Raw genomic sequence first — 11,992 nt, forward strand, 5'->3', positions numbered from 1 at the left:
GGCCGAGCCGTCCGAACCGGCCGCTCCCGCCGCTCCGGCAGCGGATCCCGAGCCCGCCGTCGCGGCGGAGCCGGAGACGGTCCCGGCCGCGAAGTCCACCGCCGCGGCAGCGAACACCAAGCCCGAGACCAAGCCCGCACCGCAGAAGACGGCCCGGGCCAAGCGGGGTAAGGCGCCGATGCCGTCCTGGGAGGATGTGCTGCTCGGCGTGCGTAGCTCCGGACACTGAGTCCCCCGCCGGGTACGAAATCCCGGCCGGTCACATCGAATTCGCGGCGGAGGCCATCGGTCTCCGCCGCGAAGTCCGTTCGGCGTATTCACCCTCGTTCGGGCGCGTTGTCGCCGGAATGTTGGGAAACGGGGGTTGACACGCGCGGCAGAAGTCAGAAGCGTCGGTGTTTCCGCTGTTGGGGGAGTAGATTTTTCGTATGCGTCCGATTCTCGTCGGGCGCACAGCGAGCAGGCCGCGGCGGCGGATGTGGTTCGGCTCCCGCGATTGCTCGGGAGTAACCACGCTTACCCGTTCGAGCTCGGGAGGTGTCGCAGGTGCCATCCACAGCCTCGTCGATCTGGTACGTCGACGACCCGGACCCGGCTGCGGTCCTGCGCTCCCACCCCGATCCCGACCCGGAGGCCGCGCTCGCACTGGCCAAACAGCTCAATCCCGACCACGACGTCGTGCCCGCCGCCTCCGGCACCCTGAAGGTCTGGGCCGGCCCCGATCCCGGCTCGATGTACATCGGCTGCTTCCCGGGCGTCACCGTGGTCTGTACCGTGCAGGCGGCGCGCAGCCACCCGACCCGGCTGCCGGAACTGCTCATCCGGCCGCTGGCCTCCGAGCACACCTATCTGGTGTCTTATGACGTCGCACTGGGCTGGGGTGCGTTCGCGCATTGGGAGCGCGGGGAATTCCGCCGCGCCTTCAGCGCCACCCGGGTCGACATCGTCGAGGACGAAGGGCTGCCGCTGGTGTGGGAGCGCCAGTACTGGGCCGGCGACCATCCGGTCCGGCTGCGGCCCGGTGATTTTCCCGATCCGCAGATCCTGCCGTTCGACCCGCCGGAATTCGCCGACGCCGCGAACGAGGAGTGGCTCGGATTCCGTTATCGGGCCGGCGCTTGCGGCGACGCACTGCTTCCGGACCGGATCGAGGTGTGCGGATTCAGCCTCTATCCCGCCGGGCAGGCGCCCGCACCGGCGACCCGGGAGACGTCGGTGACGATTCCGGCGAGTAAGCGCTGGTTCGGCTGGCTGCGCGGCCGCGACCGCGTGTTGTGATCGCGAAACCTCGATCGCGAAATCTAGTGGGCCGCAGCGTCGATCAGCAGCACGACCCAGCCGATCAGTACCCCGGCGCCGAGTCCGGCGAGCACCCAGCGGGTGACCGGGGTGTGGCGCCAGCGCCACGCGGTCGGTGCGGTACCGGCGACGGCAATCACGTTCACCGCCACCGCGAGCGTCCAATGGACATGGGCCAGTGCGACACCGAACGAGTACACCCCGGCGGCGGTCAGCGCGGCGACGAAGACGGCCACGGCGATGCCCGCCGCCCACGGTGTCGGTTCGCCGGGAGTGGCTTCCGGGCGGCCCAGCGGTCGATTCACGAGGTCCGCACCCTTTCGTAGAAAGCCATCGCGGCCGCGGTCGCGACATTGAGCGAATCGGTGCCGGGGGTCATCGGAATCCGGGCGCGGATATCGGTGGCGCGCATGGCCGCCTCGGTCAGCCCGGGGCCTTCCGCGCCGAGCAGCAGCGCCACCCGGTCGCCGGTCATCGCGGTTGCCAGATTCACCGCCGCCGGATTCGGCGTCAGCGCGATGATCCGGAAACCGAGCTCGCGCAGCGTATGCAGGCCGTCGGGCCAGGTCGGCAGCGACGCGAACGGTACGCGCAGCACGTGCCCCATCGACACCCGCACCGCGCGGCGATACAGCGGATCGGCGCAGCGGTCGCCGAACAACACCGCGTCCGCGCCGAGTCCGGCCGCGTTCCGGAAGATCGAGCCGATGTTCTCGTGATCGTTGACGCCCTCGAGCACGGCGACCGTGCGAGCGGTCTCCAGGATTTCCTCGGGCAGCAGTTCCGGTGGTCGGCAGGCGGCGGCGAGGACGCCGCGATTGAGGTGAAATCCGACGATTTCGGCCATCACCTCGGCGCCGACCCGGTAATAGGGGACGTCCACACCGGCGAGGTCGGGGGCGAGCTGATCGAATCGGCGACCCACCCCGAGCAGGGCGAACGGCTGGAAACGCGAGGCCAGCATGCGCTGCACGACCACCACGCCCTCGGCCACGACCAGGCCTTTCCCGCCCGGAAGGTCGGGCCGCCGGTCGGCCGAGTTGAGGTCGCGGAAGTCGGCGACCCGAGGGTCGCCGGGGTCGACGATATCGATCACGTGGGCCACGGCAACCTATCCTGCACCCTGGCCGCGAATTCGGCCGAGCCAACTGTCGTGTGAAACACGGTTTGGCGGGCAACGCTATGGTGAAGTCTTTATTGGTTTATCCACAGAACGATTTATCCATCGCAACGGAAGAGGACGCATGACCAAGCCGGAAGTCGAGTTCCAGGAAGGCCCCGCGCCCACCACGCTGGAAGTGCAGGATCTGGTCGTGGGCGACGGAGCCGAAGCCGTGCCCGGCGGCACCGTGGAGGTGCACTACGTGGGCGTCACCTACGACACCGGCGAGGAATTCGATTCGTCCTGGAACCGTGGCGAATCCATCACGTTCCCGCTGCGCGGCCTGATCCAGGGCTGGCAGGACGGTATTCCCGGCATGAAGGTCGGCGGCCGCCGCCAGCTGACCATCCCCCCGGAGCTGGCCTACGGTCCCGAGGGCTCGGGCCACCCGCTGTCGGGCAAGACGCTGATCTTCGTCATCGATCTGCTGAACGTCGTCGAATAAGGACGTTCACTGCCGGACGATCTCGACCGGATCCGACAGATTCGTCGCCAGGACGGACTGCTGGGATGTGCTGTGTGCCGGTAACGCGGTGAGGGCCTTGCCGGTTTGATCGGTCAGATTCGTCGAAATCTGCTGCATCTGGGTGACCCCGCCGGTCACCGCCCGCAGCGCACCCTGCAGTTGCGTGCTCGCCTGATCGGCGAGCTGCGGAATCTGCCCGGCCAGGGCGGCGCCCTGGTCCAGCTGGGCGGTGGCCGCGGTCAGCCGGTTCGCGGCATCGCGCAGAATGGTGCCGAGGCCGGTGTTCGGATCGGTACTGCTCCCGGTCAGCCGGGCCACGCCCGCCAGTTGGGTGTCGGCCTGGCCGGCGATCGAGCGCAGCGCCTCCAGCTTGCCGATGATGTCGGTGAGCTGAGGATCCGCCGCGAACGGCAGCGCTCGCAGCAGCGGCAGGACCTGGTCGAGCCCGGTACTCATCGTGTTCGCACCGGCACTGATCTGCCCGATGGTCAGTCCGGTGGCATCGACGGCGCCGGCCATGTTCTCGGCCTGATTCGTCGCCTGTCCCAGAGTGCTGTGTACCTGGCCGAGCTGCGAAGTCAGCGTCGCCGCACCGGATTTCGCGGAATCCAGGAAACCCAGCATCTGCTGGGCGCCGCCGGTGAACTGTCCGGCGGCGTCGGAGGCCGTCCGTACGCCCGCGTCGAGCAGTTGGGATGTGAAGGCGGCCTGCTGCATCGAACCGCGCGCGTTCGCGACCGCGCCCAGGGTCTGATCCACGCCGGCGGCCGCGATTCGCCGTGTCACCGCCGCGACCGCATCGTCGACCGCGGCGGTGTCGGCGTGTTCGTTGGTGGCCACGGTCAGCTGGGCCCGATGCGGTTGCGCCGTGGCGAGGGTAGCCAACGACGAACTGAGGTCGGCGGGCAGGGTGATCACCGCGGCATGATCGGTGGTGCGGGCACCGGGTTCGGCCACGATCCAGGTGTCGTCCTCGGATTGCAGCGCCTTCACGATGCGGGCACCGGCGGGGCCGGTATCCGCGTTGACGATCGCGATATCGGTCGGCGCGGCGCCACCGCGGGTGGCGGCGATCACCCCGCCCGTCACCGCGCCGGCGACCACCAGGGTCACCACACCGAGCACTGTCCAGCGAAAACGTCTATCTGCCACGCCGTTCGACGGTAGCGACGATGAATGCGCGAGTACTGGCCGATATCTGAGGGTTCTGTGAGGGAACTCGGGCGAATCAGGATTCCGGCGGTGGCGGCGCGGACATCCGACGGTCCGGCAATTCCAGCACCAAGCGCACCCCGCCCAGGGTGCCGTCGTCGAAATAGGCTCGCCCACCGTGTAATTGGGCCTGCTGCGCGACCAGGGCCAGGCCCAGACCGGAGCCGCCCTTGGTGGCGTTGGCGCCGCGGATGAAGCGGTCGAAGACGGTCCGTCGTTCCTCGGCCGGGATGCCCGCGCCGTTGTCGTCGACCGAGATCACGATCCAGCCGTCGGGGCGGCGATGGGCCGACACCAGCGCCTGCGTGGCGCCGCCGTGGCGGGCGGAATTGGTGAGCGCGTTGTCGACCGCCAGCCGCAGTCCGGTCGGCAGGCCGCGGGTGATCAGTTCGGGATCGGTCTCGATGCGGACGCTGAGTTCCGGGAAGTGGCGCATCGCATCGTGGGCGGCGTGATCGACCAGATCGCCGACATCGGTTTCGACATGGTCGCGTTCGTCGGTCAGCTCGCCGGCGGCGAGCCGTTCCAGCGCGGCCAGCGTGGCCTCCACCCGGCCCTGACTGCGCTGCAGATCGTCGAGGATCTCCGCGCGCTGCTGCTCGTCGAGGTCCAGGGTGCGCAGCACCTCGAGGTCGGTGCGCATCGCGGTGAGCGGAGTACGCAGTTCGTGCGCGGAGACGGCGGCGAAATCGCGGGCCGTCTCGAGTGCCGCCGCGGTTTCGGCCTGGGCGAACTGCACGCGATCCAGCAGCGAATTCACTGCCTCGGAGAGCTTTTCGGCCTCCCAGACGCCGGATCCGTCCACCCGGACCTCGGCCGTGCTGGTGCCGCTGCGCGCACTCACCTGCCGGGTGAGATCGCGGATCGGGCGCACCGCGCCACCACCGAACACCCAGCCCAGCCCGGCCGCCGCGGCCACCGCCAGCCCGGCCGCGAACAGCACCCAGCGCCGCTGCTCGGACATGGTGTGATAGGCGTCGGTCAGCGGGATCGCGATCGATACGGTCCGTCCCTCGGGCTGATTCTCGGTCGTGGTCAGCACCCGGAACGGAGTGCCGCCCAGCGTGACCGTATGCGAACCCGGGTCCTCGGCCGGGAGGCGCACGCTGGTGGAGGCGATGATCTCCCCGTGGTCGCGCACCGTCACCGCCATATCCTTGTTCGGCGTCACCAGCGACAGCACTCCGACCGCGATGAGCGGCTGCATCAGCACGATGCGCGAGGCGATGTTCAATTCCTGGTCGGCCTGGGCGAGATTGTTGCGGCCCAGCGCCACCACCGACACCCAGCTCAACACCGCGGTGATGATGATCGCGCCCAATGCCGCCGCCCCGGCGACCCTGGTGCGCAGCGAATAGGAGTGTCGCAGCCCGAAGCGCCGCCGTCCCGGTGCGGTCATCCCGCACCCGCACAGGTCGTTTCGGCGGGCGCACCGGTCATTTCGGCATCCGCAGCACGAAACCGACGCCGCGGATGGTGTGCAGCAGCCGGGGCGTGCCGTCGGCCTCCAGTTTGCGGCGCAGATAGCCGACGAAGACGTCCACCACATTGGTGTCCGCGGCGAAGTCGTACCCCCACACCAGCTCCAGCAGTCGTTCCCGGCTCAACACCACCCCGGCATTGCGGGCCAGAGTGGACAGCAGTTCGAATTCCCTTTTGGTGAGCTCGATTTCGTTACCGTGCAACAGGGCGCGATAGCCGGCCACATCGATTTCCAAGGGGCCCACGGTGATCGAGCCCGGCGCCGCGGCGGGGGCGGTATCGGTGCGGCGGCGCAGCAGCGCCCGGATTCGCGCCACCAATTCGGCGAGGACGAACGGTTTCACCAGATAGTCGTCCGCGCCGGATTCCAGTCCGGCGATCCGGTCGCCGACCGAACTGCGCGCCGAGAGCACGCAGATCGGCACCTCGTTGCCCATCGCACGCAGCGCGGTCACCACGCCGGCGCCGTCGAGCACCGGCATGTTCATATCGAGCACGATGGCGTCGGGCGACTGTTCGGCCACGCTGCGCAGGGCCGCGGCGCCGTCGCGGGCGATGACCACCCGGAATCCGGACAGTCGCAAACCGCGTTCCACCGAGGACAGCACATCCTCGTCGTCGTCGACCACCAGCACCGTCGGATTCTCGCTGCTCGCCACGGTGTGCAGTGTAATTTGACCGCGCGGCCCCGGGGGGTGGCCCGAGGCCCGCGCGAGTTGCCCGGTGCCCGGGTCAGTAGTTGTGGCAGGAATCGGCGACTTCCTGAATCGTCCGGCTCAGGCCGGCGGCCCGCGGGTCCTGCTGGGCGCGCTGCGCCTCGTCCGGATGCTGGGCCAGATACTGCTGGAATTCGGCCCGGCGCTGTTCCACGGGCTGATCGAATTTCGCCTTCAGCTCGGCCTTCTGGTCCGGGTTGTTGTCCAGGATCGAGGCCAGCTGCGGCGCCTTGTCGTGCAGGGCGGCGTCGACCTGAGCGAAGCTGCAGGTCGAATTCAGCAGCGGCGCAACCAGTTCGGTCGGACCCGCCGATGCGGTGGCGGGGACCAGCAGGGCGGCCCCGGCGGCCAGGCCCGCGGCGGTGAGGGTGGTTGCGGCAAATCCGCGAATGCGCATGTTTCTTTCTCCCTGTGCGTCGGCACGTACGTGTCCGGCACGGTATCGCCGGAGTCTGGGGCGTGCGTGAACCGATTCTGAGAAGACTCTGAACCGGGCCGGGCGCGCGCCCTGCACTCGGATGCCCCGATCAGGAACCGATACTCGAGCCGTTCGTGCTCGCCGCCGGGTCGGCCGTGGTCTCCGCCGCCGGGTCGGCGGTCGGATCGGTCCCGGCGAGCAGTTGATCCTCCAGCGCGATGAGCACCGCGGGATCCTCGATGGTCGCGGGCATCTCCCAGGTCTCGCCCGAGGCGATCTGGCGGATGGTGCGGCGCAGGATCTTTCCGGATCGGGTCTTCGGCAACGCCCGGACCACCGTCACGTCGTGCAGGGTCGCGATCGCGCCGATCTGCTCGCGCACCCGGGCGATGATCTCGGCACGCAGCTGCGCCAGTTCGATGTCGACGCCGTTCTTGAGCACCACGTAGGCGATCGGCAGCTGTCCCTTCAGTTCGTCGGGCACTCCGATCACCGCGGTTTCCGCGACCGCCGAATGTCCCGAGATCGCGGCCTCGATGCCGCCGGCCGAGAGCCGATGCCCGGCCATGTTGATCACATCGTCGCTGCGGCCGAGGACGTACAGATACCCGTCCTCGTCGAAATAGCCGGAGTCGCCGGTCAGATAGTGCCCGGGATAGGCCGAGAGATAGGAGCGGCCGAAGCGCTCGTCGTCGCGCCACAGGCCGGTCAGCGAGCCGGGCGGGAGCGGGAGGCCGATCACGATATTGCCCTCGGCGCCGGTGGCCACCGCATCGCCTTCGTAGTCGAGGACGCGCAGCCGGTAGCCGGGGACCGGAACCGAGGCCGAGCCGGGTTTGATCGGCAGCTCCTGTAGGCCGAGCGGGTTGGCACATACCGGCCAGCCGGTTTCGGTCTGCCACCAGTGGTCGACCACCGGGCAGTCGGGCAGGTCGGCCAGCACCGTCTCCCGGGTCCACTCGTAGGTGGCCGGGTCGAGCCGTTCGCCGGCGCAGAACAACGCGCGCAGTGAGGACAGATCGTGGCGGCGGGCCAGCGCGGCGTCGGGATCGGCGCGGCGGATCGCGCGCAATGCGGTGGGGGCGGTGAACATCACGTGCACCCCGTACTGCTCGACCAGCCGCCAGTAGGTGCCGGAGTCGGGCGTACCGATCGGTTTGCCCTCGAACAGTATGGTCGTCGCGCCGACCAGCAGCGGGGCGTAGACGATATAGGAATGGCCGACCACCCAGCCGATATCGGAGGTGGTCAGCATCACCTGCCCCGGGGAGACGTCGTAGATATTGCGCATCGACCAGGCCAGCGCCACCGCGTGGCCGCCGTTGTCGCGCACCACGCCCTTGGGTTTTCCGGTCGTGCCCGAGGTGTAGAGGATGTAGAGCGGATCGGTCGCGGCCACCGGCACCGGGTCGGCCGGTTCCGCGTCGCGGACCATGTCCTCCCAATCCAGCCAGCGGGCCGCGATGGTGGCGGTGGAATCCGGCAGCGTGTCGGTGGCCGGCTGCGGGGCGGCGAACCGGATGGTCGGAAAGCCTTCGCGCTGCTTCACGACCACATTCCGCGGCGCGGTGGTCTGCACCTGGTCGAGTGCCTGCAGCACGATCGGCGGGTACTCGAGGCGCTTGTTCGGTTCCAGGCCGCCGGAGGCGGTGACGATCAGGACGGGTTCGGCGTCGTCGATGCGGGCGGCCAGTTCGTGCGCGGCGAATCCGCCGAAGACCACCGAATGCACCGCGCCGATCCGCGCGCAGGCCAGCATCGCGATGACGGCCTCGGGGATCATCGGCATGTAGATCACCACGCGGTCGCCGGTACGCACCCCGAGCCGCAGCATGGCGCCGGCGAACCGGGCGACCTCGGCCAGCAGTTCGGCGTAGGTGTAGACGACTGTGGCGCCCGTCATAGCGGAGTCATATATTAAGGCGGGCTGATCCGCGCGACCGCCCGTTTTTCGGAAATGCCCGTTTCGGCGGCGGTATCGGTATCGTCGTTCGTCGAGGCGGGTTCCGCTGTGAGATCGCGCACATGCCGATCGAGGGCATTGTAGGAGGTGTTGAGGCGAGCATCGGGAAACCACCGAGCCGTCGGTCGTGCCGTGGTATCGAGAATCTGTTCGGGCGCAACGTCCCAGCTGATCGCCTCGGCCGCGCTACGCCAGAAGTCCGACGGGTCGACCAGGCTGGTCTGGTAGGTGGGCCGGTACTCCTGCTTCGCGTTCAACCGTATGACTCCCTGCCTCGCATCGATGCCCGCCTCGATAGATCAGCCTGATTGTGGCAGACTTCACGCGACGTCCGGGCGGCCGCCGCGACCTTTGATTTTGGCTGGAACAGCCAGGTCAACGGCTGGTGGTTGCCAAGAGGTCACACAAGAAGTTATTGATCCGTTAGAATCGCATGTCACCTATTTCGGCCGTCATGGACGCAATTTCTCGGCCAGCCGCAGTTCCCGGCCCGTTCTGCTTATCGAGCCGCGCGTGCGATCGTGGAGGCTCGCCGATGGCGCGTGGCTGGGGCCAGTTTGGAAAGTGAGTTGGAGATGCGTGACGCCGCTAGGCCCGTTGGGAAGCGCTGGGCGCTCGGCAACTGGGACCTGCGCTGGAAGGTTACGGCCGTGCTGGCCGTGCCGCTGCTCGTCGCGGTGGTACTCGGTGCTTCCAGGATCGCGTCCGAGTTCAGTGACTCGAGCCACCTGGATCGGGCGGTCGAGCACGTCGAGGCGATTCCGGCCGTCACCGGCCTGAGTGGTGCCGCGGCCACGGTCGCCGGTGGTCAGATGGCCGCGATCAGCCCGACCCAGTCGCTGGTGCAGGACGCGGACCTGACCCGACTGGACGGCGCCATCCAGACCGCGCAGAAGGCCACGGCCAAGCTGGACGGCGTTCCGGGTGCGCGCGATGCGATCGAGCAGATGATCAAGGGCGCCCAGGCGGTGCGCGATCAGGGCACCAAACCCTCGCCGGTCCTCGCCGACGCGATCGCCCAGGAAGAGGCGATCCGTCAGAACAGCGTCCGCACGGTCGAGGAGATCGTCTCGACCATCTCCGACCCCGGCGTCGACGCGGCGAAGCTGCGCCTGGTCGACTCGCTGAACACCCGCGCGGTGATGGTCCAGGAGATCGCGGCCTCGGCCAAGACCCTGACCGGTGACGCCAAGGGCGGTCTGCACGACTTCCAGGTCGCCGGCAACACCGAGAAGTACATGCTCGACCTGCTGGCCAAGCGCCTGCCCGAGAACGATCCGACGATCGCCGAGCTGAACGGCTTGCTGCAGAACCGGATCACCATGACCAGCGGGCCGAACGTCGACGTCGGTCAGCTGCCGCTGATGGATATCAAGCAGTCGCTGGTCGACAGCCTGAACGGCTACACCAAGATCGTCGGTTCCTCGACCCAGGACATCACCTCGCGAGTGAACGACCTGGCCGGTAACGCCCGGGCCGGCGCCATTCAGTACGCCGTCATCGTCGTCCTGACGATTCTGGCCGCGCTGATCTTCGCCGTGCTGGTCGCGCGGGCCATGATCGTGCCGCTGCGCAAGCTGCGCCTGGCCGCGCTGCGCGTCGCCGAGCACGACCTCGGCTACGAGGTCTCGCGCCTGCGTGACGGTGCCAGCCCCGAGGATGTGCCGCTCGAGCCGATGCCGGTGCACACCGAGGAAGAGGTCGGCCAGCTCGCTCGCGCGGTCGACGACATCCACGGTCAGGCCCTGCGCCTGGCGGCCGACCAGGCCTCCATGCGTACCCAGGTCAACGATATGTTCGAAACCCTGGCGCGCCGGTCGAAGTCGCTGGTCGACCATCAGCTCTCGCTGATCGAGGCGATGGAGTACGACGAGAAGGACCCGCGCCTGCTGGAGAACCTCTTCCGGCTCGACCACCTCGCCGCCCGTATGCGCCGAAACGGCGACAACCTGCTGATTCTGGCCGGTACCCGGCAGCGGCGCAGCAAGTCCGCGCCGGTCGAGATCGCGGACGTGCTGCGTGCCGCCATCTCCGAGGTCGAGGACTACGAGCGCGTGAAGCTGGGCGCCACCCCGCGTGGCGCCATCACCGAACCGGCCGCCTCCGACCTGGCGCACCTGTTCGCCGAGCTGCTCGACAACGCGCTGCGGGCCTCGCCGCCCGAGACCGACGTCAAGTTCACCTTCGCCCAGGCCCACGACCAGGGTCTGCTGATCGAGGTCGCCGACCGCGGTATCGGTATGCCGCCCGCGGAGATGGCATCGATCAACCGGCGCCTGGAAACGACCGCCGAGGTCGGTGCGGACACCGCGCGTCACATGGGCCTGTTCGTCGTCAGCCGGCTGGCCGAGCGGCACGGCCTCAACGTGCGCCTGCGCCCGACCTTCGACACCGCCCGCGACCCGGGCGTCACCGTCACCGTGCACGTGCCCAAGGCGATCATCGTGGCGCCGGCGGGCGGAACGGTCTCGCTGCCGGATCAGTCCGGTGAGCAGATGTCGGTGCCGACCCAGCGGCCGTCCGCGGCGTCGTCGATGCAGATGCGCGGCGTCACCCGGACTCCGAGCGGCAACATGATGGTCACCGTGGATCCGGGCGTGAGCGGGCCGATTCCGATCACGCCGGCCGCGGATGCCGGCGACGACCGCACGGTGCGCACCAACGGTGCCGCCGCCGCGGCGAACGGTTCGGCCGCGGGCGGACTTCCGCAGCGCCAGCCGGGCGGTGCGGTTCCGGGCGGGCTGCCGCAGCGGCAGCCGGGGGCCAACGGACCGACCGCGCGTCATCCGCTCGCCGACGCCGAGCCGGGCACGGGCTTGCCGCAGCGTGAGCCGGGTGCCAACGGACCGCAGGCGCCCAAGGCGCAGCCGAACGCGAATCTGCCCCAGCGCGGCGGCTCCCCTACGGCGCAGCCGACCTCGGGTCTGGCCGCCAATATGCTCAAGCGTCAGCCGGGTGCGGCGGGTCAGCCGCCGCGGCCGGGCCGACCGACCGGACTGCCGCAGCGGCCGCCGGCCGGCGGTAACGGCCTGTCGCAGCGCGAAGGCGGTCTGCCACAGCGTGATTCGGGCTCGAGCCTGCCGCCGCGGGAAGGTGGCCTGCCGCAGCGTGGCGGCTCCGGCCTGCCGCAGCGTGCGCCCGCCGGTGAGGACCGCCCCGCGGCGAGCCCGCCGGCCCGCGAACTCGGCGCCAACGGACTGCCCCAGCGGACGCCGGGCACCAACGGCGCCCCGGCGCGTGAGGGTGGCCTCCCGCAGCGGGAATCCGCGAACGG

Annotated in this window: 10 protein-coding genes and 1 pseudogene; 4 read left to right on the forward strand and 7 right to left on the reverse strand. The window is 69.3% G+C overall.

The genetic code is table 11. The features are described 5' to 3' along the window. The coding region (sepH, locus tag RJ03_RS38255; RefSeq protein WP_036498001.1) for a septation protein SepH at positions 1-229 on the forward strand (229 nt) is incomplete at its 5' end. Positions 230-546: 317 nt separating this feature from the next. Then, a complete protein-coding gene (locus RJ03_RS03465) occupies positions 547-1,278 on the forward strand; it encodes a DUF6928 family protein (protein ID WP_036498014.1) in 732 nt (243 codons plus the stop codon). Between the two features lie 23 nt (positions 1,279-1,301). Here the strand turns inward: RJ03_RS03465 and RJ03_RS03470 are convergent, their stop codons facing one another. Both RJ03_RS03470 and RJ03_RS03475 read right to left on the reverse strand, forming a co-directional pair. Beyond that, complete coding sequence (locus RJ03_RS03470) at positions 1,302-1,604, reverse strand: DUF2537 domain-containing protein (RefSeq protein WP_232329631.1); 303 nt, start codon at positions 1,602-1,604, stop codon at positions 1,302-1,304. Continuing rightward, complete coding sequence (locus RJ03_RS03475) at positions 1,601-2,404, reverse strand: TrmH family RNA methyltransferase (protein ID WP_036498007.1); 804 nt, start codon at positions 2,402-2,404, stop codon at positions 1,601-1,603. Before RJ03_RS03475 ends, RJ03_RS03470 begins: the two co-directional genes overlap by 4 nt. Before the next feature lie 139 nt (positions 2,405-2,543). On the opposite strand from RJ03_RS03475, the gene RJ03_RS03480 reads away from it, so the two are divergent. Beyond that, positions 2,544-2,906 carry an FKBP-type peptidyl-prolyl cis-trans isomerase gene (locus RJ03_RS03480; RefSeq protein ID WP_036498008.1) on the forward strand — a complete coding sequence of 121 codons (363 nt, stop codon included), beginning with the start codon at positions 2,544-2,546 and terminating at the stop codon, positions 2,904-2,906. A 6-nt stretch (positions 2,907-2,912) separates the two neighbouring features. On the opposite strand, the gene RJ03_RS03485 is transcribed toward RJ03_RS03480, so the two are convergent. The 5 genes and pseudogenes from RJ03_RS03485 to RJ03_RS03505 all read right to left on the reverse strand — a co-directional run bounded on the left by RJ03_RS03485 (position 2,913) and on the right by RJ03_RS03505 (position 8,975). Then, entirely contained in the window at positions 2,913-4,079 is a 1,167-nt protein-coding gene (locus tag RJ03_RS03485; protein WP_036498010.1) for a YhgE/Pip domain-containing protein, read from the reverse strand. A 76-nt stretch (positions 4,080-4,155) separates the two neighbouring features. Then, positions 4,156-5,538, reverse strand: coding sequence for a sensor histidine kinase (locus RJ03_RS03490; protein ID WP_051024242.1), 1,383 nt, complete (start codon positions 5,536-5,538; stop codon positions 4,156-4,158). A 37-nt stretch (positions 5,539-5,575) separates the two neighbouring features. Beyond that, a complete protein-coding gene (locus tag RJ03_RS03495; protein ID WP_036498012.1) occupies positions 5,576-6,280 on the reverse strand; it encodes a response regulator transcription factor in 705 nt (234 codons plus the stop codon). 73 nt (positions 6,281-6,353) lie between these two features. After that, positions 6,354-6,734: a hemophore-related protein gene (locus RJ03_RS34775; RefSeq protein ID WP_051024243.1), complete on the reverse strand. Its 381-nt coding sequence runs from the start codon at positions 6,732-6,734 to the stop codon at positions 6,354-6,356. Between the two features lie 130 nt (positions 6,735-6,864). Next, positions 6,865-8,975: pseudogene (locus RJ03_RS03505) on the reverse strand (AMP-binding protein). Between the two features lie 318 nt (positions 8,976-9,293). On the opposite strand from RJ03_RS03505, the gene RJ03_RS03510 reads away from it, so the two are divergent. After that, the coding region (locus tag RJ03_RS03510) for a HAMP domain-containing sensor histidine kinase (protein ID WP_157163323.1) at positions 9,294-11,992 on the forward strand (2,699 nt) is incomplete at its 3' end.

The sequence above is a fragment of the Nocardia aobensis NBRC 100429 genome, from assembly GCF_000308375.1.
In the GTDB taxonomy this organism is placed as follows: domain Bacteria; phylum Actinomycetota; class Actinomycetes; order Mycobacteriales; family Mycobacteriaceae; genus Nocardia; species Nocardia aobensis.